General features: G+C 49.7%; 17 protein-coding genes. 14 read left to right on the top strand and 3 right to left on the bottom strand.

Translation table 11 applies throughout. The features are described from left to right. Nucleotides 1–9: 9 nt before the first annotated feature. The 3 genes from B156_RS0108465 to B156_RS0108455 form a co-directional block, all read right to left on the bottom strand. Nucleotides 10–810: a molybdopterin-dependent oxidoreductase gene (locus B156_RS0108465; RefSeq protein ID WP_018619249.1), complete on the bottom strand. Its 801-nt coding sequence runs from the start codon at nucleotides 808–810 to the stop codon at nucleotides 10–12. After that, nucleotides 807–1,571 (bottom strand): cytochrome b/b6 domain-containing protein, encoded by a 765-nt coding sequence (locus B156_RS0108460; RefSeq protein WP_018619248.1) that lies wholly within the window; start codon nucleotides 1,569–1,571, stop codon nucleotides 807–809. Before B156_RS0108460 ends, B156_RS0108465 begins: the two co-directional genes overlap by 4 nt. Nucleotides 1,572–1,839: 268 nt before the next feature. Beyond that, nucleotides 1,840–2,715 carry an AraC family transcriptional regulator gene (locus B156_RS0108455; protein ID WP_018619247.1) on the bottom strand — a complete coding sequence of 292 codons (876 nt, stop codon included), beginning with the start codon at nucleotides 2,713–2,715 and terminating at the stop codon, nucleotides 1,840–1,842. Between the two features lie 245 nt (nucleotides 2,716–2,960). Between B156_RS0108455 and B156_RS0108450 the strand changes: the two genes are divergently transcribed. The 14 genes from B156_RS0108450 to B156_RS0108375 all read left to right on the top strand — a co-directional run bounded on the left by B156_RS0108450 (nucleotide 2,961) and on the right by B156_RS0108375 (nucleotide 23,333). Further along, complete coding sequence (locus B156_RS0108450) at nucleotides 2,961–4,619, top strand: 7TM diverse intracellular signaling domain-containing protein (RefSeq protein ID WP_026260696.1); 1,659 nt, start codon at nucleotides 2,961–2,963, stop codon at nucleotides 4,617–4,619. A gap of 263 nt (nucleotides 4,620–4,882) precedes the next feature. Further along, a complete protein-coding gene (locus B156_RS0108445) occupies nucleotides 4,883–5,659 on the top strand; it encodes a hypothetical protein (protein ID WP_018619245.1) in 777 nt (258 codons plus the stop codon). A 483-nt stretch (nucleotides 5,660–6,142) separates the two neighbouring features. Next, nucleotides 6,143–6,910, top strand: coding sequence for a hypothetical protein (locus tag B156_RS30230; protein WP_018619244.1), 768 nt, complete (start codon nucleotides 6,143–6,145; stop codon nucleotides 6,908–6,910). A 416-nt stretch (nucleotides 6,911–7,326) separates the two neighbouring features. Continuing rightward, complete coding sequence (locus B156_RS0108435) at nucleotides 7,327–7,980, top strand: hypothetical protein (RefSeq protein WP_018619243.1); 654 nt, start codon at nucleotides 7,327–7,329, stop codon at nucleotides 7,978–7,980. A 110-nt stretch (nucleotides 7,981–8,090) separates the two neighbouring features. Further along, a complete protein-coding gene (locus B156_RS0108430; protein WP_018619242.1) occupies nucleotides 8,091–9,341 on the top strand; it encodes a hypothetical protein in 1,251 nt (416 codons plus the stop codon). Between the two features lie 107 nt (nucleotides 9,342–9,448). After that, on the top strand, nucleotides 9,449–10,657 hold the full coding sequence (locus tag B156_RS0108425; protein ID WP_018619241.1) for a hypothetical protein: 1,209 nt from the start codon (nucleotides 9,449–9,451) through the stop codon (nucleotides 10,655–10,657). Nucleotides 10,658–10,708: 51 nt separating this feature from the next. Next, the gene (locus tag B156_RS0108420) at nucleotides 10,709–11,431 is read left to right on the top strand and encodes a hypothetical protein (protein WP_018619240.1); all 723 of its coding nucleotides are present in this window, start codon (nucleotides 10,709–10,711) and stop codon (nucleotides 11,429–11,431) included. Between the two features lie 39 nt (nucleotides 11,432–11,470). After that, the gene (locus B156_RS31275; RefSeq protein ID WP_157626961.1) at nucleotides 11,471–12,124 is read left to right on the top strand and encodes a hypothetical protein; all 654 of its coding nucleotides are present in this window, start codon (nucleotides 11,471–11,473) and stop codon (nucleotides 12,122–12,124) included. A gap of 770 nt (nucleotides 12,125–12,894) precedes the next feature. Further along, complete coding sequence (locus tag B156_RS0108400; protein WP_026260695.1) at nucleotides 12,895–15,345, top strand: TonB-dependent receptor; 2,451 nt, start codon at nucleotides 12,895–12,897, stop codon at nucleotides 15,343–15,345. Between the two features lie 54 nt (nucleotides 15,346–15,399). Next, nucleotides 15,400–16,236, top strand: coding sequence for an MBL fold metallo-hydrolase (locus B156_RS0108395; protein WP_018619235.1), 837 nt, complete (start codon nucleotides 15,400–15,402; stop codon nucleotides 16,234–16,236). 69 nt (nucleotides 16,237–16,305) lie between these two features. Beyond that, on the top strand, nucleotides 16,306–17,082 hold the full coding sequence (locus B156_RS0108390; protein ID WP_018619234.1) for a patatin-like phospholipase family protein: 777 nt from the start codon (nucleotides 16,306–16,308) through the stop codon (nucleotides 17,080–17,082). Nucleotides 17,083–17,473: 391 nt separating this feature from the next. Further along, nucleotides 17,474–20,767 carry a SusC/RagA family TonB-linked outer membrane protein gene (locus B156_RS0108385; protein ID WP_018619233.1) on the top strand — a complete coding sequence of 1,098 codons (3,294 nt, stop codon included), beginning with the start codon at nucleotides 17,474–17,476 and terminating at the stop codon, nucleotides 20,765–20,767. A 62-nt stretch (nucleotides 20,768–20,829) separates the two neighbouring features. Continuing rightward, a complete protein-coding gene (locus B156_RS0108380; RefSeq protein WP_018619232.1) occupies nucleotides 20,830–22,557 on the top strand; it encodes a SusD/RagB family nutrient-binding outer membrane lipoprotein in 1,728 nt (575 codons plus the stop codon). Between the two features lie 74 nt (nucleotides 22,558–22,631). After that, nucleotides 22,632–23,333: a hypothetical protein gene (locus B156_RS0108375; RefSeq protein WP_018619231.1), complete on the top strand. Its 702-nt coding sequence runs from the start codon at nucleotides 22,632–22,634 to the stop codon at nucleotides 23,331–23,333. Nucleotides 23,334–23,389: the final 56 nt, after the last annotated feature.

Genomic DNA, 23,389 nt, shown 5'->3' with positions numbered 1-23,389 from the left:
TAGTTTTCCTTATAAGCCAACGTAATAGTCGTAACCCCGTTCGGCCCAGAAGTCGCGGGGACGTTCGTCGGAAAAAAACATCCGGCCAATGCGCTTTAAGTTCTTCACCCCATACTTTACCGGAATAATCAGCCGGAGCGGGGCACCGTGCGGGGCCGAAATAGGCTGACCGTTCATCTCATAGGCCAGCAGGGTTTGAGGGTGCATGGCACTTTCCATATCGATACCTACGTAATAGCCTTTATCGGGCGTTTCCATGCCAACGTAGCTATACAGATCGTCAGCGCTTTCCGGATTAGGGGCGTTGCCACTTTTCGTGCCCAGTTTATAGTTCGCCATGAAATCGGATAGTCGAACCCCGCCCCAGTGCTGCACCTGACTCCAACCCTCAATGCACTTAAATTCATATACGATTTCGTGCTTCGGCAGCGCTTTTACCTCATCCATCGTAATCAGTAAAGGAGCGCCCTGTGGTCTGTCTATCTGTAGTTTCCAGTCTTCCGGCAGGGGAGTCTTTAATCCATCGTAACCGTTCTGACGAGGTTTTTTAGCGGCTTCTTCTACCGGAAATGTGGCTACCAGATGGGTGTTGCTAAAATACGTTTTGGCAAGGGCTGCATTGGCATCCAGCACCCGCCGAAGGGGTTTACGGGCACCGTATAGTTTTGGGCTGTTGGTAATCCATTCGTACACGCCAACCGGTATGGCTGCCGCCAGCGCAAACAGGCTGAAGGAAGTAATCATGCGTCGACGGGCCGTTGATTCGGGCACATCACTTTCGGGCAGGTTTGGCTCTTTTAACTGGCTCATGCGGGTAGCAGCGGGTTTGGCGTTGGTGAGGGAGCAACAGGCTGGTTGTTGACTGGGTCGGGTGTTACGGGAGGATCGCGGTCCGGCGTCCCGCGGTCCGGCGTCCCGGTGTTTTTGGTAAACTCAAACCCTGTTACCATCGACTGAAAGTTTTGCCAGCCAGCCCGGATAACCTGGCCGACGTGGATAAAAAAGAATAGGACATAGCCAATCGTCAGGATAAAGTGCTCTAGTCGGGCTGCTTCGTAGCCACCGAGTATAGCGGTCAGCCACGAAAACTGGGCGGGTTTATAGATAGCAAATCCCGTTAGTACAGAGCCAACGCCCATGAGCATGATGGAGAAATAAGCGATTTTCTGGGCACCGTTATACTTAATGAACGGGGGTTGTGTTTTGCGGAGGCCAAGGTCATATAGAGTTACGTCTATAGCCTCCCGGAATGAGTTTCGGTCAGGAACCAGATGCCGCCACTCGCCCGAAAGAAAGGTGTATCCGATGTATAGTAATCCGTTTAACATAAATAACCACATGAACACCCAGTGCCAGGCCATCCCCTCGGCCAGCCGAAAAGGAACGTTCAGAAACTTGTAGAACCCATCCGGAAAAAACGATACAAGTGTATAGTCACCAAAGCTGATTTTATAAGGGTCATAGGCCCAGTAAATAAGCAGTCCACTCCAGATCATAACGAATAGAACCGGAAAGTTGATCCAGTGAAACCACCGAATGGCTAAAGGGTGTTTGTGAACAATTCGTTTCATGGTGGTTATTTTCAGTCAGTTAAGGTATTGGTTTGTGGGTATATACGCAACTTTTCGGGGTTACTATTTCCAGCATTCTGTACGTTTCCCAGATTCAATTTCAGCCGTTGAATGATGTCTCACAGTTACGTGTATAAGCCAAAAACAATAGTTCAGCCTTTGGTACAACTAACGTTTTCATTGATAGGCTATTCTGTTTGTCTTGCTAACAAGACAAAGGTGCACCTCCCAAATAACCCTTAAAATGGCTGTATTTCCCGCTCTGTTATCAATTCTTCCCGATGTATGGGTAATGGGCTACATTGTGCTTCATCTGCTCTTTAAAAGTTGAAGGCGGTGAACCGATATGTTTTTTGAAAAAACGACTAAAGTGAGGCACCTCATCAAATCCCAGTTCAAAACCGATCTCTTTCGTTGATTTATCAGTATAGAGCAACAGCCGACGGGCTTCCAGCGCAATACGTTCGTGAATGACCTGTAGTGGACTTTGCTGATGGTACAGCGCAAATAGGTTAGAAAGGGTTTTGGGCGATTTGTTCAGCAGATTGGCATAATTGCTCACGGTATGGAGCTGTCGGAAATGGATTTCGACTAATAGGTTGAATCGCCGGACCAGGTCCAGGTCAGGTTCGGTCAGTTCATCAGCCAGATACTGCTCTTTGGCGAGCCGGGTCAACTTGATAATCAACCGTTTCAACAACATCCTGAGCATCTCGCCCTGAATGCTGTCCTGGGTAGAAAATTCATCGTCGAATACTAGCAGCAAAGCGTCAAACTTGTGTTTTTCAGGGCTGTCCAACCGTAAAAACAGGGCGTTGTGAGCACCATAAAATAGAAACCCAACACACGAAACTTCTTTGTCGTGATCCACGATGCAATAAAATTCCCGGTCGAATTGCCAGGCCACAATTGTTTCAGGATGATCAAACGTAAACGATTGGTTCACCATCAGCGGAAGCACCGTTTGCTCTGGGAATATATAACCAATGCCATCAATACTCACTGTCTGGTCGCTGCCCTGGTTCCAGGCGATAGTCAGGACTCGGTTTTGCCTTTCCTGAAAAGAATAACGTTCAAAACCGGGTTCGTGAGCAATGAGTGACAAAATACCCCCTGCTTTGGGCTCGTGATAGGAGTGGCGCATACAAACGGTTGATGGGATTAGCCCAAACAGAATCCTAACATAAGCAAATAACCCCGTAATTAAACACGGTACTGTTTCCGAATAGAATTCATTGGAATTTGTATGACGGGCAATAGTACATAAGAATCTTGCGGGGGTCAAGTGTCTTTTATTCAACTAAATAGCTATAGATTTGTCTATAATTACTGTCTTTATTCACACCAGCAACGACAATAGGCTCGGCGCGCTGATTAATTCTGAAAGCCATGCTGCGTTTAACAATGATACTACTTATGGCTGGTGGGCTATCAGCTATAGCGCAACCCGTAGTTAGGCCCGTTCCTGACCAGTTGGTGGAGCTGGGGCCAAAAGCATTTATCCTGGACGACCCCACCCTGCAACTGACGTTCGCCCAGGTAGCGGCCATGCCTGATTCTGCCTTCCGGCTCAGCCGTCAGCAAAAACTGAATTTTGGGCATACCACTTCGCGCATCTGGCTGAAATTCCACCTGGACAACCCTCTTAATGAATCGCTGTTCCTGTTGTTCATGACGCAGGATGCTGACTACGTTGACCTGTACACCATCAGCGAAACAGGAGCCGTTGCCGCGCACCATTCCGGGATGTTACGTCCGTTTGAAAATCGCTATTTTCTCACCAATACCGTTGTACTACCTCTCGGCCAGCGGCCCCGTACGGTATTCTTAGCCCTGCGGGATGATAATATTCTTCACTTCTCGGTTCTGCTGGCCCCCGTTCGGCCGGTTGTGGAGCACCTTCAGGAAGAAACCCTCTTCAATGGGGCTGTAATGGGCCTGATGCTGGTGATGGTTGTTATTAACCTGTTTGTGTACGGCCTCGTGCGTGATCGGGTTTATCTGCTCTATGCCGTATACATAACCCTGTCGTGTCTGACGTTTCTGTCGTTTGAGGGTCTGTTGTACAATTTGCTCTGGCGCTCGGCACCGGCCCTGAATAACGGGCGGCTGTACCTGCTCATTACGGCGCTGACGTTTGGAGCGGCCATCTGGTTCTCGATGAACTTCCTGCGTACCCGCGATTTTCTGCCAGGATTCTATCGCTATTTTATCGGGTTGCTGAGTCTGGTGGCGCTCACCACATTATTGCGCCTGCTGGATGTGCCGGGACTGGAGCGTATTTTTTATGGCCTAACCCTGATAGGGTTCTTATCGCTGCTGGTGCTGGGCGGGCGAACCTATCGGCAGGGCTACCGGCCCGCCCGCTACTACCTGCTGGCCTGGAGTTTTTACATTGTAGGGGCAATGACCAGTGTACTGGGCTTATTGGACATAATTCCCTTCACGCATCTCTGGGTCGTGTATGGCTACCAGATTGGGGCCGCCTGCGAGGCTACTCTGCTAACCCTTGCCCTGGCCGACCGGCTGCAAACCTACCAGGACGACTACCAGTCGGCGCAGGCGCTGGCCTTACAGCGCGCGGGCGAAAATGAGCAGTTGCTGGTTCGAAATAATAAACTGCTGGAGGAGAAACTTCAGTATGAACACCACCAGGAGCCGTTGCCCGTTGAGATGCGGAACCTGCTGCGCACCATGAAGGAGGATCGGGACCGGATTCGTAAACTAGCCATTCCAACGCTGGATGGGATGCTGCTTTTTCCGGTGGGTGATATCACCTGGCTCGAAGCGGCTGGTAGCTATACTACCATTCATTTCTCGAACCAGAGAACCGTACTGGCCTCGCGGGGACTGGCAGAATTTGAGCACCTGTGCTCCGAAGGGGAAGCCTTTTTCCGGACGCATAAATCGTCAATCGTTAACCTCAATCACGTTGTCAAATACCTGCGGGGAGAGGGAGGGCAGGTAGTACTTAACGATGGAGCTACGGTGGACGTTTCCCGACGGGCCAAACCCGACCTGATGAAACGGTTGGTGGGAGAGGAGTGAGCTGCCTTTCACGCCAGTAAAATCAACTCTAAAAAGAAGAAGCCCGGACTATACCCGGGCTTTTGTCCTACCGATTAGTCCCAAAATCCCGCCGTTATTCAACTCAATCCCTCCAATAGGCAACTGACGGTGGCTTTCAGGCATTGTTGAGCATAATTTTGATTCGTTCTCTTACCCACGGGAATGAATCTACTTCTAAAGCGGCTGCGGTTGTTCGTACGTTTTATTTATCAGTTTTAGGCCCTTATAACCTACTCTCTATCATGAAGAAACTGCTACTACCTTTTGTTTTTTTGGTACTGCTGTTTGGCTGTACAAAGTCGATCTACCACGTAGCTACGGTGCAATCTGAGCAGGTGAAGCTGGTTGACAAAGACTTCGTTTTTGAAAACGAACACCTCAGGGTTGTTTACAACCTGTGGGAGCCCGGCGGTCGCATGCGGTTTCTGCTGTTCAACAAAACGGACCAGCCAATATACATTGACTGGGGAAAAAGTCAGCTGACACGCAACGACACTACGCTTTCCTACAGCCAGCTTCCTCCGCTTCCTAAAAGAGCATATGCCGACACGGTTCGATACGTGTACAGGAGCGGGTATGTAGAGCCCTATAGAATGACGGCACGGGCCAATAGAGTAGCCGAAATCCCATCTCAGACCTTCGTTGCTATTGCAGACTTTCCCATTCAGCAGGCAGTCCTGCATCAAAAAACCAACCAGAAAAATTTTACCTACACAAAGGAAAACTCGCCCCTGCGGGTAGGACAGCAGCTATGCTACTCATTCGACAAAGAAGGGACAAACGCTCATTCCATAGCGCATTCGTTCTGGGTAAATCAGATTCAGGTAGTAGGCATCAGCGAGCTAACCCGCTTATTCGGATCCAGGAAAACAGGCCAACCCAACGCCCTCTATACTGTCGAGTCACGCCCTGAGGAAGGAAGAACTGTCCTTCTGGGATTGGGTGTAGTATCGGTAAGCATCTATATGGTCATGAAAGGAATCGAGAGTGCTTTCAGCTCAATTTCAATTTGCTGCTAATAAAGCCCTGGCTTTACAGGAATTAATTCTATCCACACCATGAAAAATACCGCACAACTGTTCGCTAATAGCTGGCTAAGCTTAGGGCCTGCAGTGTATTACTTTACGAGTCAGTGACGGAGACCAATTGCCCTGACTATGCAACAGTTTATAGGTTTATTGTTCTCCGTTTGGCTGATTGCCAACGATTCGCCCAGGGGTAGCCCGTTGACCAGGCCAGTGACAGCATAACCCTCCGGCGTTTCATCATGGATACCCTACCTGACCGGCCCTTTACATCGAGTTATTTTTGCTTCTATCCACACGTTTTTTATGCAATTCAAGCACCCAAGCCAAAGGGCGATTCCGTTAGTACACGGTTGGAGAGCAGCTTAATCAAACCAGACTGTGTATTTATTAAGCACTCCCGTCTGTCTAAACCTGCCCAACCCATACGTATCAGTTTATGTATTACGCTCATTGAATCGCAATTCAGTAATATCTATGAAAAAATTACTATCTCTTCTAGTTCCTGTCCTGTTGTTAGCGAGCTGCACCAACTCGATTTACCACGTGGCGTCAGTGCAATCCGAGCAGGTAAAGCTCATCGACCGGGACTTTGTGATTGAAAATGAGCACTTGAAAGTCGTGTATAACCTGTGGGAAGAGGGGGGACGAATGCGGTTCCTGCTGTTCAACAAAACGGACCAGCCGCTGTACATCGACTGGTCGAAAAGCGTTTTGCTGCGTAACGACATCCCCCTATCGTACAGTCAGCTTCCTCCGCTTGCCAAACATGCTGCGGCTGACACCGTCCATTATTTCTACCATAATTTGCTTGCCCAACCTTACCGGAGAACAGCGCGGGGAAATCAGTTTACCGAAGTTCCGCCACAGGCCTTCGTTGCCATCGCCGACTTCCTGATACAGCAGACGGTTCTGCATAAAAAAACCAAAGAGAAACTATTTACCTATACGAAGCAGAATTCCCCGTTGCGAATAAGGCAGCAATTGGCTTATTCATTGGATAAAACCGGGACGAACACACACCAGATTGAGCATTCGTTCTGGGTTGATACAATTCAGGTGGTACGCTATGAACAATTAACCAGGTTATATGGCTCATTGCAGAAAGGCCAACCCAATGCCTTATACGCGGTTGAGGAACGTACGGCACATGGCAAAACAGCTATAGTAGGCGTAGTTGTAACCGCTGGATTAGCCGGTATTTTTCTGCTGACTTTACAGGATATGGGATGGGGTTTTAATTGATTTAGCCACCTTACACTAGTCTTTGAAAGCCTGACTACGCTGGTTTTTTGTCGCCGGTCACTGGCAGAATTTCCCCGCTAGTCAACTCAACCCCGGCATTTAGCAATTGCCGGTAGTTTTCGGGGAAGGGGGGCTGCACTTTTGAATCGACTTCTATCCACACTTCTAACTCATTTATTAACCTGCCTATTTCGCAATGCTATAGGGGGTGATCGGTAAATTGACTGCAATCCAGTAAGTCCCATGAAAAAACTCCTACCCTTTCTGCCATTTGTCTTGCTACTAGCAAGCTGTACCAACGCCATCTACCACGTTTCTTCGGTGCAATCCGAACAGGTAAAACTTGTGGGGAAGGATTTTGCCTTTGAGAATGAACACCTAAAGGCACCTACAACCTGTGGGAGCCGGGTGGCCGGATGCGCTTTCTGTTGTTCAACAAAACGGACCAGCCAATTTATATCGACTGGTCGAAAAGCTTTATAATGCGTAACGACAGTATCATTCGCTATAGCCAGCTTCCTGCACCTTCTAAAAAAGGAGTGGCCGATACGGTAAAGTATATATACAACAATACATTTGTTGAGCCGTACCGAAGATCGGTACAGGATGGTCAGCTAACCGAAGTGCAACCGCAGACGTTTGTAGCCATTGCCGACATCCCCATTCAGCATGTTGTATTGTATAGGAAAACTAAAGAGAAAGTATATACCTATACGAAAGAGAACGCGCCACTGCGCCTAAGCCATCAGCTAACATACTCGTTCGATACAAGCCTGACGGCTCCGCACCAGATCGCACATTCGTTCTGGGTCGATAAAATTCAGGTGATACAAATTGGCGAACTGACCAAGGTATATGGATTATTTCAGAAAGGCCAGCCCAATGCACTTTATACCGTGGAGAAGCGTCCCGCACCTGACAAGACAATTGATTTAGCTATCGTATTGGGAGCAGTTGGATTAACTGGTATTCTTATTCGGGCTGAAGAGGATATGTTTAGTGGAATGACAATCGGGTTAAATGTCTTTGCGCGCTTTTATAGAGCAATCGTGGCTGTTGGTACTACGTAGATGTTCTACTTGTCAGGCTCAACTAGAAGAATATACATGTAAAGGGTTTTGCCCCAAATTCGGTCAAAAAGCAACCACATGTCCATACTGCACACCTTACTTCTCTAATCATGAAAGCGGTTCTACTCTTACTCCTGCTGACCTGGCTGGGCTCAGGCTGTAAACCCATTGATTTGGCGGGTTCCCATCAAGAAGAGGAATTGTATTACGAGCAGCTTTTCGGCCTGATTGCCACACCGGACGGGGGATACCTGCTGGGTGCAACCCGATATCATTCGATAGCAACCGTTACCACAACCACCGACCTGCTGCATCCAACCTACCAGTACTATCCAGCCTCTACCTACGCCGATTTGGCGGTAATAAAAACTGATGCCAGCGGCAATCGGCAGTGGGAAAAAGTACTTGAAAAGCCTGAGTTCCAGGTAGGTGCTAAACTGGTTCTATTGCCTGGTGGCAACTACCTATTGGCCGGTAATGTGCGCAACAAAGGCCTTACCTTACAGGATGTTATCCTGAGTGAACTTGGCCCCAACGGGGCGGAACAGACAAGCAGCCAGCTGGCTAAACCGGGAACCGGGCTAACGCTGAGCGACCTTAAAATCGGCATAACTGGGGATTTGTTTCTTGCGGGCCACCAGTCGAAAGCGGGTGATCTGACCAAAAAACAGGCCGACTTGATAACCAGGCTTAGTCCGGATGGCAGTACAGCGCGCTGGACCTTGTCATCAACCGATTCAACAACGCTGCTGGCGGAGGGATCGATCTTCGATTTCACCGATGACGGTAGTTTGCTGATTGCCAGCAGAAAACCCGTAAACTCGTTGTCGCAGGTTTATTTCAGGAAAATAAGTCCCGATGGTATTGTACGCTGGACACAGTTTGCCAGTGGTGTGAACCAGTTAATGCCCCGGCAGCTTTACGCCACGGCCGACGGAGGTTTTCTGTTGGCAGGCTCTGCGCTCCTCCAGGGTCAGGGTCAGGTTGTATTACTAAAAGTTGATGCCAACGGTAACACGGAGTCGGTACAGTGGTTTGATACAGGATCGTCTTCGTATGATAATAGAAGTGAAATTCTCATGAAGCGAGCTGATGGCCGGTTCGTACTAGCCACCTGGAAGTCAGATGGACTGCTGACGCTTACCCTGTTGGATACCAATGGTGGCTCTCCAAAACCGATGCCGATAACCACCAAACTCCTGAGTCTGCTAAACATGCCCGTTATGCTGGCCCTTGCCAATAACGACATATTAATAGCTGAACGAATCGATCAGGGGCGTTTCCAGACAAAAGTCATTATGCTGCGCCGTATTGGGGCGGATGGTAAGGAGATCTGGCAACGGACAATAGCCAGTCTTTAGGTGTATACAATTGCCAGTTCTGGTGACTTGGTCTGGCAAAAGAAGACGTAGTTGAAACCAAGCCCGGGTCTGTCGATTGGTAAACGCTTTTAGTAAATCCTAGCCACATGAAAAATCTTCTCTATATTCTTTTTGGGCTACTTACTGCCTGCGAATCAATCACTCCAATTAAACCGGGCGTTAATCAAGCGCCCATTCAGGAAGAGGAACTGCCCCATAAAATCTATCAGAACGCGGGTAACGTTTGTTCCGCTGCGGATGGCGGATTAACGACCGTGCTTCTGCGCATAGCATCGAATTATGGACCGGGTACTACTAATTACAGTTCGCCCGCTGCATCACGCTTTGAGGTAGCAGTTATTAAAACGGACCGACAGGGGAAGCTACTATGGAAAAAAATGGCCTGGTCAGGGCCGTCTTCCAGCAGTTCCAGGCCACTGATTCACCCATTGAGTGATGGTGGTTACTTTGTTTTGGTATTGGTTCGGCAGAACTTAAACGAGCGTAATTACCCTGAGATGCTACTTATTCACATCAGTAGCACCGGTGAGGTTATCAATCGGCAATCGGTAGAAGGGTTAAAGCAGGATGATAGCTTTAAGGCGGTGGGCATTTATTCACTGCCAGACAAAGGGTTTATTATCAGTGGCTATACCTCTACTGCGGCTGGTCCAGCTCCTGTTCTGACTCGCTTCGATGCGCAGGGGCATCTCCAATGGCAACAAACGTACGGCCCTATTGCCAATACCTATGATTTGGCGGCTACGTCCGATGGAGGCTTTATGCTCTCATGGGCAAACTATATAAGTGCCCAAAATAATGAGTCTTTGTTCCTGAAAATTAGTGCGAACGGTGAGCAGGAATGGCTCAAAAAATACGGCTACTTTATCGCCAGCCCGGTATTGAGCGAAACGAATGATAAAGGATTCGTTTTATTCGGTCGATTTACCGGCAACTCAGCCAACACCGTCTTATACAAATTAACCAAAGACGGGCACATCGAATGGGTTAAGTTGTATCCATTACCTACTGGTCAATTTAGTACCCCACTAGGCGTCTTTCCATCGGGCAGTGATTATGTACTGGTCCACGCTACTAACGACAGTGTTGAACTGTTGACTACCACGCTGACCGGTGATGAACAAAGCCGTCGGTCTGTGAGTGGGTCTCTTACCAAAGAAAACGGCGACCTTATTCGCCTGCTGGATGGCTCGTTTGTTTTGGTTGGCCCCAGTTCGTCCGGGGGATTCAGCCTAACCAAAACGAATCCGGATAAAACGCTCCATTGGCGCTCTCCGATTGCCACTAATAACTGACGGTTGGTCGACAGACCTCTGGTTCCATACTAGTTTAAACAGATCAAGACGATGATTAATACGCTACGTATTTCGGTACTTCTCTGGAGTACATATCTGGTCAGTGCTGGTTTAGCCTATGCGCAGGATCTGGCTCCCTCTACAGCTACTAGGGCCGTTACGTTTCAACTAGGTGTACCGATTAGTACCCCCTCTTCATCAATTGAAGCATTTATGGAGAATAATGGGCTGGGTGGCTCTTCCTCCAGTTATGCTGGAGGGGTTACTTATCCCACTAAAAAGGCGATACCCAGCTTTGGGATGCACGTTGAGTTTTTCCGGCCCCGATCTAGTTTCGGTGGCGCCCTGAATGTTATGGGGGGCTCTGTTCTGGGAACTGATGATGCCTTTGTGCGGTGGCGGGCCATTTCGTTGTCTTTACTCTATAGCTACTATTCACGGCAACGCACCACCCGTATTAGCGTGGGCCCCGCTCTTCAATGGGGGCAGACCGAAGCCGGGGAAAAGAGTTACGGTTTTTTTAGTACTTCACCCCCTCTCGTCGGAAAGGCCCGTATTATGCCCGGATTTGTCATCGACGCAGCGGTGCGGTTTCCGGCCCACACGCCGTTTTTTGCTGAGTTAGGTGGGCATTACGAGGTGGCATTTGGCCAGTTACATAATGAACTAACCTATACCAATACGATTCGTGGAAAGCGAACAATACCATTTGACCTGAGTTTCAACCGGGTTTCGTTCACCGTAGGCATCGGCTTTCGCTTACATAGCCGCTAGTAATAGGTTAAGACGCTTCACAGAACCCCGGTGTTGAAAATGCTGGCAATAGCTGATCGTTCAATTAACCCAATAACCTTAATCAATTCGATGAAATTAAGATTTATAAGCATCATTGGGCTTTTGCTACTAGGGTACCAGGCTCATAGTCAAACTACTTCTTCATCGTCGTTGCCTGCGCTCCGGCACTATGTAACAATCATACATTTATTTTCAAAAACGACGGAGTCCGGGATTCTCTTCGATCTGGATGATTCAACGCTCACACTGGCGCCAGCTCATGGGCTAAATGACAAGGTGAGGACACAACTGGTCAACTACGGCGGGCGGTTACCTTCGATGGATACCGTCAGGCTGTTTTTACCATTACGTACGTATCGGTATTCGCAGATAAAGCGGTTAACACTGCATCGTCGAGGACAAGCGGCTAAAGGGTTTTTAATTGGTGCAGGAATTGGTGCCTTATCCGGGTTAATTGCTGGCGACGATGAGCCTGGTTTTCTGGCCTTTTCAGCGGGAGATAAAGCCGCGTTTTTTGGTATTACTTTCTCATTGGTTGGTTTGATCGTTGGTGGGGTCGCATCCCAGGAAGTTAATGCCAAAGGACAATCTATAGCCACTAAAGTACCGGCGCGGTTCCGTACGTTCACAATTACCGATCAGGTCAGGAAAGCTATGTTATATACGCCATGAAAACGTTCCTGCTGTTTCTTATGCCATTTTGGGTAGTTGCTCAAGAGACACTTCTTCCACAACCTATGACACAGGCTCAACCCCAACCGTTGGGCCCAAAATGGACAGCATCGGTCACGTTGCCGGACTGGCAGGNTTTTGGACCAGCTACGGATATTAAGCAGAAAATGGACGCCAGAGGTTGGGCTTCCAGTACGTCATATGGCTGTGTTTTGATATTTTGTGGTGGTCCTGCTGACTATCCCGCCATACGTCGCTATGCATCCTTTGACATTGAAGCAGGTTATCGCCAAACAAAGCGCTATGGTTATCAGCTTGGTTTTGGGTCGCCACAAAATGCGGAGATTAGGGGTCGCAAACCTGACGGAAATTATCTCAATTTGAGAAGCAGAGTTTTTTATACCTCAATTCGATGGGCTTGGTATTCTCGAAATGGACGATTTGTCAACAGTGTAGGGCCCGCTTTACTACTATTTCAGGACTACGAGCTACGTGGACAGTCAGGCCAACACAGTCAAATGCGACCCGGTCTGCATGTGAGCAGTCAGTTTCGTTTTTTTGATCGCCGGACCTGGTTATTGGCTATCAAAACGGACATTCGGGCAGGATTACCCGCAGCTACGCAGGATTATGAAAAAGAAGCCTATGTGTATAGCACCACCCCCACTACGGTAACGACACTTAAGTTCTCAAAAATTGACCTTTCCCTTATACAACTTAACGTTGGACTACAATTTGGCCTTAAGATCCTGTGAATTAAAGGAATAGCTATGTTTATACGTCTCCTGTTACTTAGTTTATGTATACCGTTATTCGGCCACGCTCAGCTGACGCAAATGCTCCGGGGGCGGGTAGTAGACAAAGAGTCGAAATATCCGCTGGTTGGGGCTACGGTGCAGGTGGTTGATGTAAAAATGGGCAGTCTAACCGATACGTCGGGGAGCTATCGGATTGCTGGCGTCCCCGTGGGTCGGCGGACGGTGCGCGTTACACTGGTGGGTTATAAAGAGGTATTGCTCAATAACATCATTGTTGACGCCGGTCGGGAAACGATCCTGGATGTTGAACTGGAAGAGAGCATGCAGCAGTTGGCGGCCGTAACAGTCAGGGCACAGCGAACGGGCGAAGCACGGAATGACATGGCGGTTGTGTCGGCGCGACAGTTTACCGTCGACGAAGCTGACCGCTACGCCGGTAGTCGGGGCGAACCCGCCCGCATGGCGTCTAACTTTGCCGGGGTGCAGGGGGCCGACGACTCCCGCAATGACATTGTTATTCGGGGAAATTCGCCCCAGGGGGTTCTCTGGCGGCTGGAGGGCGTAAGTATACCGAACCCGAATCACTTTGCCATTGCCGGTACGTCCGGTGGGCCGGTCAGTATCATCAACAACCGATACTTGGCCAACTCCGATTTCTTTACGGGTGCTTTCCCCGCCGAGTTTGGCAACACCGTTGCGGGTGTATTCGATCTGAAACTCCGCAACGGCAACAACGAACGGCACGAGAAAACCATCCAGTTCGGTTTTCTGGGTACGGAAGCGATGGTGGAGGGACCCCTTTCCCGAAAATCCGGCTCATCGTACATGGTTTCCTATCGCTACGCTAACCTGGGGCTGTTCAGTAAACTTGGGCTGGACATTGGCACCCAGGCGGTTCCCTCGTATCAGGATGGCTTTTTTCGGCTGAACTTTCCCCTCAAAACACGTTCGGGTACCTCGGCGGGGAGTGTGTCTTTGTGGGCGCTGGGCGGTACAAGTACGGTGGATATTCTGGTTAGTCAGCAAAAAGCCGACGACCGAAATATATTCGGCCAGAATGACCGCGACCAGTATTACACCTCACGCATGGGCGTAGCCGGACTAACCTACACGCGCCCGGTCAGCAAGCAAACGTTCTGGAAAACGACGCTGGCCCTTTCGGGGAATGTGCAGGATGCAAATCATAATTATCTGTTTCTTCGGAAAGATAATATCGGTAACCCATTGGTACAGAATAGCCGGTTTGTCATTGATTCGCTGCGCCCGATTCTGGATTACCGGTTTCAGGAGCTACGGTATACACTTTCCTCCTTCGTCAATCATAAGATTGGGTCGCGCAGTACGCTCAAAGTGGGCCTCAATGCCGATGTTTTTCACTTCACAGCCTTCGATAGTGTGCGAACATTCGAGCCACCTGCCTCTACCCGGTTCACACGCTGGCAAAGCCGCTGGAATGCCAACGACGTTTTTGCGTTACTCCAGCCCTACGTGAGCTACCGCACCCGCCTGACGGAGAATCTGACCCTGACTGTCGGCCTGAATGCGCTCATTTTAACGCTGAACGCGAATAGCCTTTCGCCGGTTGAACCCCGGCTGGGACTCAGCTATGACTTGCCAAACCGGCAGAAGCTAAGTGTAGCCGTTGGTTTACACAGCCAGATGCAGCCCACCTATACCTACTTCTATAAAACGCCAAACCTGATTTCCTCCACCTTCCCCAGTCCATTGATAGCCGAAAATAAAAACGTGGGCCTGACCAAAAGCTGGCATTATGTGGCTGGGTACAACCGGCTGCTGGGACGAAACCTGCGCCTGCTGTTGGAAGCCTACTACCAGCATCTGTTCCAGGTACCCGTCGAGCGGGTGCAGTCGTCATTTTCCATGCTGAACACTGGGGCGGCTTTCTCCCGAATCTTTCCGGGTCCGCTGGTGAACATGGGGGTGGGACGAAACTACGGGGTGGAACTGACGCTGGAAAAATTCTTTAGCGACAACTACTACTTCCTGGTTACCAGCTCTCTGTTCGATGCCAGATACAAAGGCTCGGATGACATCTGGCGGAATACGGATTTTAACGGGAGGTACGCGTTCAATGCGTTGTTTGCCAAAGAAATACCCTTTCGGCGTTCCAGCCTTAGCCTGGGGGCTAAGTTTACCGCAACGGGCGGGCGATGGTATGGCCCGGTAGATGAAGAAGCATCGCGTCGAAATCAGGAAATTGTGTTTGCCAGTGCCACGCGCAACTCGCTCCAGTTTGCCCCTTATCGCCGGTTTGATGTTAAGCTGGACTACAAAATCAACCGGACGAACCTGACGCACACCATAGCCGTCGATCTGGTCAATGTGTTGGGCATTAAAAACCTGCTGTCACTGAGTTATGCACCCCAGCCCGATGGTACCTTCGTGAAGCAGGAATACCAGCTGGGGTTTCTGCCCGTGTTTTACTACCGCGTCAACTTCTGACTACCGCGGTTTTTGGCAATGGGAGAAAAAACTAACTTGCCAAAAAACTCGATTATGTCTTTACAAACCCTTGATACCGGCTTCTTTAAACTCGATGGCGGAGCCATGTTCGGCGTTGTGCCTAAACCCCTCTGGCATAGGCTCAACCCTGCCGATGAGCAGAACCGCTGCACCTGGGCCATGCGGTGTTTACTATACGAGCAGGGGAATCGGTTATTAGTTGTAGATACCGGCATTGGTACCAAACAGGACGCCAAATTCTTCGGGCATTACGATCTGCACGGCGATTCGACGTTGCTAAGTTCCATTCGTAAAGCAGGCTATACCGAAACCGACGTGACCGATGTGTTGCTGACGCACCTGCATTTTGACCACGTGGGCGGAGCCGTTCAGCGGTCGGGCGACCTACTGGCTCCCGTTTTTTCGAATGCCACTCATTGGGTGCATCCGGAACACTGGCAGTGGGCAACCAATCCAAATCCACGGGAAAAGGCGTCGTTTTTGAAAGAAAACATACTTCCCCTACAGGAAAGTGGTCAGTTGCAGTTTTTAACTGAGCATTCGTTTCCCTATACTGATGTTGACTTGCATTACGTGGATGGCCACACCGAAAAAATGGCTTTGCCGCTTTTCCGTATCAATGGTCGGATAGTGGCTTACCTGGCCGATCTGATTCCGTCGTTAGCGCACGTACCGCTGCCCTATGTCATGAGTTATGACGTTCGGCCACTGCTGACGATGGATGAAAAAACGAGCCTGTTGCAACGGGCGGCTGCGGAGAATTGGATATTAGTGTTTGAACATGACCCTGTCACCGAAGCCGCCACTGTTGAAATGACCGAGAAAGGCGTTCGGCTTAGCGAAACGGGTAAGCTGACGGAGCTACTGTAGAAAAGCCGGGCAACTATTTACAAACCAAAAAATCATACCTTCCGTTATCTGACCAATAACGAGAAGTTTATGAAAATAGGGTTAGCATTATCGGGGGGCGGAGCGCGGGGGATTGCCCATCTGGGTGTTATCAAAGCTCTCAGGGAAATGGATATCCACTTCGATCAGATAGCCGGAACCAGTGCCGGGGCTATTACAGGTGCTCTGCTGGCACAGGGCTATACGCCCGACGAAAGCCTGAAAATTATTGAGTCTTCTTCCTTTGTGCGGCATTTGCGGCCTGCCTGGAACCGTATGGGGCTATTCCGACTGGACACGATCGTCGATTTATACCGAAAATACATTCCGCACGATTCGTTCGAAGGTTTGCAGATTCCACTACATGTGGTAGCGGTGGCATTGAACGAAGGCGAGCTAACCATTTTTGACCAGGGCGAACTGATCCGGCCCGTGCTGGCATCGTGTTGCCTGCCGGGTGTTTTTGAGCCTATGCTTATCAACAAGCGTCAGTTTGTGGATGGGGGCGTCCTGAATAATTTGCCCGTTGATGTTATTGAGCATAAAGTCGATTTTCTGATTGGTTCTCACTGTAACGTACTGGGTCCCCGAAAGCCGATTAAGTCTATGCGCGGGGTTATTGAGCGAAGCCTGGTGCTCGCCGTGCAGAGCAAAACTAAAGAGCGGTTTTCCCGCTGTCAGGTACTCATTGAGCCGCCCCCGCTGGCCCAATACAGCACTACCGACATCAGTAAAGCGCGGGAACTGTTTAGGATTGGTTACCAGTACACCCGGTCTATGGCGGCCGACATTGAGAAAGCACTCGACACGGCCGCGGCTGAGCAATGAGCCGTAGTATAACGCAGGGATTGTGAGAACGAACGCCCGCCCGGCTGAAAAGCCGGGCGGGCGTTTTTTATGGAAACGTTGACTTTGGTATTGCAACCACACCTTCGGGAAATACGAACCTATTTCACCGACGTATATACGTCCCGTCTTCCCAAATTAGTCATATTAATCAGAAAAAGAATTAAGTATTTTTACGGATAGTACTTTCGCCTGGGAAGTAAGTATAATTAAATCGATAAATAATTCAATACCGAATAATATTCTACGAATTGGTTATAGTTGCGAATAATATAGATGTTATCAAATTAGATAGGCTTATACTTGGTAAGTATAAGCCTTTTGTTAATTTTGCATTAAATGCACGCTTATCTTAACTTATCTTAACTAAATTATGAGGAAAATTCTACTGGTGAGTATGCTTCTTGCGTGCTCACTCTGGGTCCCTGCATGGGCTCAGGAGCGAACCATTACGGGTAAAGTAACGGCCGCCGAAGATGGTACTCCAATTCCCGGGGCCTCCATTCTGCTAAAGGGTACCACAAAAGGGGCCAACTCCGATGCTGATGGGAGCTACACTCTCAGTGTTCCCGGCAACGGTGGTACATTGGTGTTCAGTTTTGTTGGTTCAGCCACGCAGGAAGTTCAGATTGGCAATAAGTCTAAAATCGACGTTGGGCTGGCTAATGATTCCAAGCAGTTAGGTGAAGTAGTAGTAACCGCCTTAGGTCAGCAGCGCGACAAAAAAGCGCTGGCCTATGCCGTTTCCAATGTAAAAGGTGATCTTCTTCAACAACGCTCAGAACCTGACCCACTGCGGGCATTAGCCGGTAAGGTTCCAGGAGTAAACATCACAGCCGGTAACGGCGCACCGGGGGCCGGTACCCGTATCACTATCCGGGGTAACAACTCGTTTACGGGCAATAACCAGCCGCTGTTCGTTGTGGATGGCATTCCCTTCGACAATTCCGTGAACGCTTCGCAGGGTTACAACCAGAACACCGTAGCCACAAACCGCGCCTATGATATCGATCCCAACAATATTGAAGCTATGACGGTGTTGAAAGGCGCGGCTGCCTCCGCCCTTTATGGTTCACGGGCTGCCAACGGGGTTATTGTCATCACGACAAAATCGGGTAGCAAATCGGCGCGCAAAGGATTGGAAATTAATTTCAATACGTCTTATTCTGTCGAAAATGTATCCTCGATTCCCAATTACCAGGATACGTACACACAGGGGTCAAATCAGACCTACAGCGGAGGATTTATTGGCAACTGGGGAACGGTTTTCCCGGCCGAAGTTGACCGCGTAAATGCCGGTCTGGGTTTTGATCGGTACTCTAAAGTAGTAGACCCCGATTTTCCGGCCGGTACAGTTCCGCATCCATTGGTTGATCAGACTGTTCCGTACGGAGCGGCCCGTTATCAAAACGCTTTCCCGGAATTATTGCAGGCTAACGGCCGGGGAATTGCCGTGCCACTCCAGCCATACGACGTTATCGGTGGGTTTTTTCGTCAGGGTAGAGTGATGGAAAATGGCATTCAGATTAATTCGACGGGCGATAAAACCTCACTGAATGCGTCTGTTTCCCGGACTAAAAACGAAGGGATCATCCCCAATTCATTTACGGACCGTACAACCCTGAGCTTTGGGGGTAATGCTACCCTGAACAATAAAGTAAACATAGCCGGTAGCGTGGCGTATACGAATACCAACCAGCAAAGCCCGCAGTCGGGTGCCGGGTATTACGCTGACTATGGTGGCCTGGCTTCTGCCGGTTCTATCTATAGTCGCCTGTTCTATCTACCCCGTAACTATAACCTGAATGGCTATCCGTTCGAGAACCCCGTAGATGGCTCAAATGTATTCTATCGGGCGCTGGACAACCCACTCTGGACGGCTAAATACAACCTCTACAATTCTGCTGTTAACCGGGTGTATGGCAATATGACCCTTACGTATGACGTAACACCCTGGTTGAACCTGACGGCCCGTGGAGGCTTGAATACCTACTCCGAAACGCGCAAAAACGTGCTGCGCCCGGGTGGTTCATTTTTACCCCTGGGTACGGTTTCCCGCACCGACCTGAGCAGAACCGAGGTTGACTTCACGTTCCTGGCTACGGTACAGCACGATTTTTCGGAACGCTTCAATGCCAAGTTGCTGGTCGGTTTTAACCCCAATCAGCGTAGCTATACGGAATCCAACGTTAGTGGATCACCCGTCATTGACCCGAACGTACTGACAATTGGTGGTACGCTGAATCAAAACGCCAGTGACTATAAATTTACCCGCCGTTTGTATGGTGTGTTTGGTGAACTGACAATGGGCTACAACAACTTCGCCTTCCTGACCGCGTCTGTTCGGAATGACCATTCCTCGACGTTGCCAGCCAGCAACAACAGCTATTATTATCCAGCCGTTGCCGGTTCGCTGGTCTTTACGGAGTTTCTGAAAATACCCAAAAACATCCTGAATTTTGGTAAGCTGCGGGCTAACTATGCCATGGTAGGTAAAGACGCTGACCCCTATCAGGTGTTCACCGCCTACAACCTGGGTCGTACGTTTTACAACGGTACGGCTATCTCGACCGCCAATTTACCCAGCCAGCTGAATAACATTGGATTGAAGCCAGAATTTACATCAGAGGTAGAGTTAGGAGCCGAGCTGCAGTTTTTCAATAACCGGATTGGTATTGACGTAGCCCACTTCGACCGGGTTTCAACCGATCTGATTGTAACGCGCGAATTACCCCGTACGAGCGGTTTTTCTACTGAAATCACCAACGCCGGTAAAATATCCAACAAAGGGTGGGAATTGGGCCTGACCCTGGTGCCCATCCGGACAGCCAGTGGCTTTACCTGGACATCATTTGCCGCCTACACGCGCATCCGGTCAAAAGTAGAAGATGCTGGTCCGGGGGGAGAGATTTTTATTGGAGGAACCGGACTTTCGTCCCTGGGTACTATTTTCCGGAACGGATTGCCATACGGGCAGATCATTGGTTCGGTGAATGCGCGCGATGGACAGGGCAACCTACTCATCAACCCCAGCACGGGACTACCCATCCGGGCGGCCAGTTCAGCTATCATTGGTGATCCCAACACAAAGTTCACCCTGGGCTGGACCAATACGTTTACCTTCAAAAACTTTACCCTGAGCGCGCTGGTAGATTACAAAGCGGGCGGAAGCTTGTTTTCGAGCACAGCCGCGTCGTTGCTGTTGCGTGGTCAGTTGAAAAATTCGGAAGATCGCGAAGGAGTACGGGTAATACCGGGTGTACTGGGTGATCCGGCTACGTACAAGCCGCTGGTAGGTGATGATGGTCAACCCATCAAAAATACCATCGCTATGACCGCTTTCCAGTACCACTTCACCGATGGTTACGGTGCTTATGGAGCAGACGAAGTGAATATCTACGACGCTACGGTAGTGCGCCTGCGGGAAGTTACCCTTGGCTACAGTGTACCAAAGGCATTCCTGCAAAAATATGCGAAAGTGCTTGGCAGCCTGCGCCTGTCGGCATCGGGTCGTAACTTATGGTTCTACGCACCGAATATGTTACCTGGTTTGAATTTCGACCCGGAGATTCTGTCCAACTTCTCCGACTCGAACATCCAGGGCTTTGACCTGGGTGCTGCGCCTTCAACGCGTCGTTTTGGTATTAACCTCAATGCTTCGTTCTAATCAATAGCCGTTGTAGCCGCCAAACAGCCACAACGGCTCCTATAACTAATCATCTAAAATACATGATAACCTATAAGAACGTGTTCAGAGCGATTATGCTTACTGGACTCATTAGTGTAGTCGGTTCCTGTAATTATACCGAACTGGACATCAACCAGGATCCCAACCGTCCAGCAACGGGCTCGCTGGGGCTGCTGTTGCCCGTTGCTGAAAATGCGGCCCGCAACGCCTTTACCTCTGTCAATAGTAATGCAATGGGTTTTGCCGGCCTTTTAAATTCGGCAGATTCTTATAACCTGAGCAATACAAGCTATCAGGGAACCTGGAATACGGCTTACTTAAATCTCCAGAGTATTGAGCAAATGCTACGGGCTACCGAAGACGGTAAGAATCCACGCTATCGGGGTATCGCCCAGGTGCTTAAGGCCTATTCCATGGGGAACTATGTAGATATGTTCGGGGACATGCCATACTCTGAAGCCTGGAAGGGCAACGCGGCTGAGCCGATAAAGGCCCCTAAATTCGATAAGGATTCCGATATCTACGAAGACCTGCTGAAGCTGTGCGATCAGGCCGTTGTGGAACTGGCTAAACCCCAGCCTGTGGCCGTTATTAATGACTATATGGGCGCTGGTAGTGCCGCCACCTGGACCCGAATTGCCAAAACAGTGAAGCTGCGCCTGCTGCTAACCTCACGCAAAGGCCGTGCGAATGGCAATGCTGAACTGAAAGCAGCCTTTGACGCGGGTGGGTACATTACGGCTCCGGCCAACAACTGGTCATACCTGTACTCAACGCAGGTGTCGCCGGAAGACAATCGCCACCCCTGGTATTTTACCTATGCCGGACAGGGCGACCCTACCTATATCAATCATCAGTTTATGGGGGAAATGATTCTGAATAAAGACCCTCGTCTGCCATTTTATTTCTATCGGCAAACATCGCGGATTTTGGATCAGAGTAATCCAACCGACCGGGGATCGACACCCTTTGGTGGCTCTTACCTGCCCCTGCGGGCTTCTTTTCTGGACGAGTATAAGAAAGCGTTCAATATTACGGGGGCTATACCCAGTTCAGACCTGGCTTATATTGCCGGATTTTTCGGGCGCGACCGGGCTGATGTGTCGGGTGCTGCTGCCGATGGTCCACTCCGCGCTACTCCCGGAGCGTATCCGGCGGGTGGTGTCTATTCCGACCGCACTACAGCTGCTGTAGGACTAACCGGTCAGGCCGCCCTTAACTACGGTGGAAATGGTCTGTGGCCCCTGATACACAGCTGGAATACGAAGTTCTACCAGATTGAAGCTATCCTTGACGGAACTGGCGTGACGGGCGATGCGAAGGCATTGTTTGAAGCCGCCATGCGTGAGCAGGTTGCCGTAGTGGTTGCCCAGGGCCTTAAATCAGATCCGAGCAGAGCGAAGGCTCCTGCAGCAGCAGAGACGGATGCTTACGTAAAAGCCTGGCTGGACCTCTACGATGGCGCAACCACGAACCAGGCAAAACTAAATGTAGTAGCCAAGCAAATCTGGTTCTGCTCCTGGGGTCAGGGCATGGACCTCTGGAACCTGCAACGCCGGACAGGCTATCCAATTCAGAGTCAGTTCAAACAGTTCTCGGTTGGTATTCAGGCTCCCATCTCGAAGCCGCCCCGTCAATACGCGCTTCGGTTACCCTATCCACAGTCGGAAGGCGCCTTAAACCCCAACGCAGCAAAGTATATTACGGATGTAGTATTCGATCGTGATCCGATTTTTTGGGATAAAGTAAAGGTGAAGTGGGAATTCTAACAAACCAAGATTGGCCGGACTCCACCTGTAAAAAGCCAGATAGAGTCCGGCCAACTACCAAACGAACAAACACAATGAAGCAATTTTTTAAAAACGCTAAATACAGTCTGCCAGCAGCCATCATGCTACTGATAGGTTGCCGTGACGAGTCACTTAATCCAAACAAACCCTGGGAGCCGGGCGTACACGCATTAGGCGTATTTGATGGCGTAGCAGAAACGGCTAAAGCCAACTTTGCAACGAACGCTAAAACGTTCCCACTAACGGGGCAGGATAATTCGAAGATTGATTTTAAAATACGCTGGGTAACGCTGGATAATATCTTGACTGTCAGTAAGATAATTGTTAAAATAGACATGATTGAATCTTATACCGATCCCGATGGTAATCCCAAAACGGTTTCATTGGGTAGCGGAGGCAGGATAGTCAAAACGATTGAGGCACCAGCTGCCAATCGGCAGTGGAACATGTTTAGCATTACGCCTGCGGAGATTTATACTCTATATAAAGATGCAACGGTAAAGTACGACAAAGTAAATGCCGTGAAAGTCTTCGAAAACCCAGCCCGCCCTCGTCCGGCAGGAGCACGTCTGCAGGGACCGCAGGTTGTGGCTGGCAAGACAGTAGCCAACGCTGATGCGTTTGTGGTTACCTGGGAGTTGACCACTACAGACGGGTCAGTGTTTAAAGTATGGAACGAAGAAAGTATTTGTCTTGACCCCACGCCGGTGTCGCAGGCTAATTCTAACTGCCGCCTTAACTTTAGCGTAAAATAAAGGGGTAAACTATTCATGAGAAGCAGCAGATTCGGCGTCGGATCTGCTGCTTTTTT

Origin of the sequence: Spirosoma luteum DSM 19990, from assembly GCF_000374065.1 — a bacterium.
In the GTDB taxonomy this organism is placed as follows: Bacteria; Bacteroidota; Bacteroidia; order Cytophagales; family Spirosomataceae; genus Spirosoma; species Spirosoma luteum.
The sequence above is the reverse complement of the archived record's forward strand: the minus strand, read 5'-3'. Positions and strand labels throughout refer to the sequence as shown.

Excerpts from the sequence above, each read along its gene's own strand:
- B156_RS0108425 (WP_018619241.1), top strand. The coding sequence starts at position 9,449 with ATGAAAAATCTTCTCTATATTCTTTTTGGGCTACTTACTGCCTGCGAA.
- B156_RS0108380 (WP_018619232.1), top strand. The coding sequence starts at position 20,830 with ATGATAACCTATAAGAACGTGTTCAGAGCGATTATGCTTACTGGACTC.
- B156_RS0108390 (WP_018619234.1), top strand. The coding sequence starts at position 16,306 with ATGAAAATAGGGTTAGCATTATCGGGGGGCGGAGCGCGGGGGATTGCC.
- B156_RS0108445 (WP_018619245.1), top strand. The coding sequence starts at position 4,883 with ATGAAGAAACTGCTACTACCTTTTGTTTTTTTGGTACTGCTGTTTGGC.
- B156_RS0108400 (WP_026260695.1), top strand. The coding sequence starts at position 12,895 with ATGTTTATACGTCTCCTGTTACTTAGTTTATGTATACCGTTATTCGGC.
- B156_RS0108395 (WP_018619235.1), top strand. The coding sequence starts at position 15,400 with ATGTCTTTACAAACCCTTGATACCGGCTTCTTTAAACTCGATGGCGGA.
- B156_RS0108455 (WP_018619247.1), bottom strand. The coding sequence starts at position 2,715 with ATGCGCCACTCCTATCACGAGCCCAAAGCAGGGGGTATTTTGTCACTC.
- B156_RS0108375 (WP_018619231.1), top strand. The coding sequence starts at position 22,632 with ATGAAGCAATTTTTTAAAAACGCTAAATACAGTCTGCCAGCAGCCATC.
- B156_RS31275 (WP_157626961.1), top strand. The coding sequence starts at position 11,471 with ATGCTGGCAATAGCTGATCGTTCAATTAACCCAATAACCTTAATCAAT.
- B156_RS0108430 (WP_018619242.1), top strand. The coding sequence starts at position 8,091 with ATGAAAGCGGTTCTACTCTTACTCCTGCTGACCTGGCTGGGCTCAGGC.
- B156_RS30230 (WP_018619244.1), top strand. The coding sequence starts at position 6,143 with ATGAAAAAATTACTATCTCTTCTAGTTCCTGTCCTGTTGTTAGCGAGC.
- B156_RS0108420 (WP_018619240.1), top strand. The coding sequence starts at position 10,709 with ATGATTAATACGCTACGTATTTCGGTACTTCTCTGGAGTACATATCTG.
- B156_RS0108460 (WP_018619248.1), bottom strand. The coding sequence starts at position 1,571 with ATGAAACGAATTGTTCACAAACACCCTTTAGCCATTCGGTGGTTTCAC.
- B156_RS0108385 (WP_018619233.1), top strand. The coding sequence starts at position 17,474 with ATGAGGAAAATTCTACTGGTGAGTATGCTTCTTGCGTGCTCACTCTGG.
- B156_RS0108465 (WP_018619249.1), bottom strand. The coding sequence starts at position 810 with ATGAGCCAGTTAAAAGAGCCAAACCTGCCCGAAAGTGATGTGCCCGAA.
- B156_RS0108450 (WP_026260696.1), top strand. The coding sequence starts at position 2,961 with ATGCTGCGTTTAACAATGATACTACTTATGGCTGGTGGGCTATCAGCT.
- B156_RS0108435 (WP_018619243.1), top strand. The coding sequence starts at position 7,327 with ATGCGCTTTCTGTTGTTCAACAAAACGGACCAGCCAATTTATATCGAC.